Source organism: Candidatus Magnetaquicoccus inordinatus (genome assembly GCF_004217665.1).
In the GTDB taxonomy this organism is placed as follows: Bacteria; Pseudomonadota; Magnetococcia; order Magnetococcales; family Magnetaquicoccaceae; genus Magnetaquicoccus; species Magnetaquicoccus inordinatus.
The window spans coordinates 1-1,775 of the sequence record NZ_RXIU01000386.1 but is presented as its reverse complement, the minus strand read 5'-3'; the positions used below and the strand labels follow the sequence as shown (position 1 = coordinate 1,775).

Genomic DNA, 1,775 nt, shown 5'->3' with positions numbered 1-1,775 from the left:
CGCCGCACATTTTCAGCAGGGCTTTGCCCTGCACCCACCAGGAGGAGATAATCTCCTCCTGGACCTCCATAATAGTTTTTTGATTTTCAAATGCGATTGCCATGAACTCCAACAAAGGAAAGAGATACTCATGACCAGCATCCACTCGCCCAAATTTTTCCTCGATCTGCGCGCCTTTATCCACTATTTAGAGCAGCATGGTCAATTGGTGCGGGTCACTCAAGAGGTGGATCCCCACCTGGAGATCACCGAAATTGCCCGCCGTTTGCTGGCCAATCATGGACCGGCAATCCTTTTTGAACGGGTCAAAGGCAGCCCCCTGCCTCTCCTGGCCAACCTTTTCGGCACCCAAGAGCGGGTGGCCATGGCTATTGGTCGCACCCTGCCCGAATTGTCAGAGCTGGGCAGCTTGCTGGCACAACTCAAACAACCCCAGCCACCAGACAGTCTGGCCGCCGCCACAGCCCTGTTGTCGCGCCTCAGTCGCGTGCGCCACATGCCTACACACAGCGTGCGCAATCCTCCTTGCCAGGAAATTGTCTGGCGCGGTGATCAGGTCAACCTGGATCATTTACCAATTCAAACCTGTTGGCCAGAGGATGCCGCACCATTGGTCACCTGGCCCTTGGTGATCACCCAAGCAGCCAATGGCGGTCCGCTCAATATTGGTGTCTACCGCATGCAAAAATTGTCACGCAATCGCCTGATCATGCGCTGGCTCAAACATCGCGGTGGCGCCCAACATGCCCGTGCCTATCCCCAACAGATGCCGGTTGCCGTGGCTATCGGTTGTGACCCCGCCACTATCCTGGCCGCCGTCACCCCGATCCCAGAAACCCTCTCTGAATTTGCCTTCGCCGGCCTGTTGCGGGAAAAACGGGTCGATACCGCACCCGCTCTGACAGTACCTCTGCCGGTGCCTGCCTATGCCGAAATCATCCTGGAAGGAACTGTCGATCTGCAGGAACTGGCCGCAGAAGGCCCCTTCGGCGACCATACCGGCTATTATAACGAGGTCGAACTCTTCCCGGTCTTTACCGTTCACTGCATGACCATGCGCCGCCAGCCCATCTATCTCTCCACCTATACCGGACGCCCCCCCGATGAACCGGCGATGCTGGCCTTGGCCCTTAATCATATCTTTGTTCCCCTGCTGCGTCTGCAATTTCCAGAAATTCACCAGTTCCATCTCTCCATGGAGGCATGCTCCTATCGCCTGGCTGTGGTTTCGCTGAAAAAAGAGTATCCCGGTCACGCTTTTCGCCTTATGGCCGGAATCTGGGGCTTTCTCCGGCAATTTCTCTATACAAAAATAGTTATAGTGGTTGATCCCGACGTGGCTGTGGATAACTGGGAAGCGGTAGCCCAAGCTATCGCCAACCATGTACATAGCCAACGCGATATTCAAATTCTCACCAATACCCCCATCGACTATCTCGATTTTGCCTCACCCCTAGCCGGCCTGGGTGGCAAAATGGGTGTGGATGCCACACGCAAGATTCCCCCGGAAACTCTGGCCGCCCCCCCCATGCCTCCCCTGCATACCGACCCGCATTGGCAAGAAATGGTGCGACAAGAGGCGCCCTTCATCACTGATCTGCATCTGTTCGCCAATGGACGCATGGCTGTTGCCCGCATCAACAATCATGAACCTGGTGAAGCAATGCGTGCAATTACCACCATCCTGCAACGAATTCCCCCCGGTGCCGGAGCCGATCAACTGTGGATTGTTGACCAGGATATTCAACCCACCTCCTGGGCGGATCTGCTTTGGG

Annotated in this window: 1 protein-coding gene; it reads left to right on the top strand. The window is 55.9% G+C overall.

All coding sequences use genetic code 11. The annotated features are described in order from the left end of the window. Window positions 1-130: 130 nt before the first annotated feature. A partial coding sequence (locus EJP87_RS15880; RefSeq protein WP_130472827.1) for a UbiD family decarboxylase occupies window positions 131-1,775 on the top strand: 1,645 nt, incomplete at its 3' end.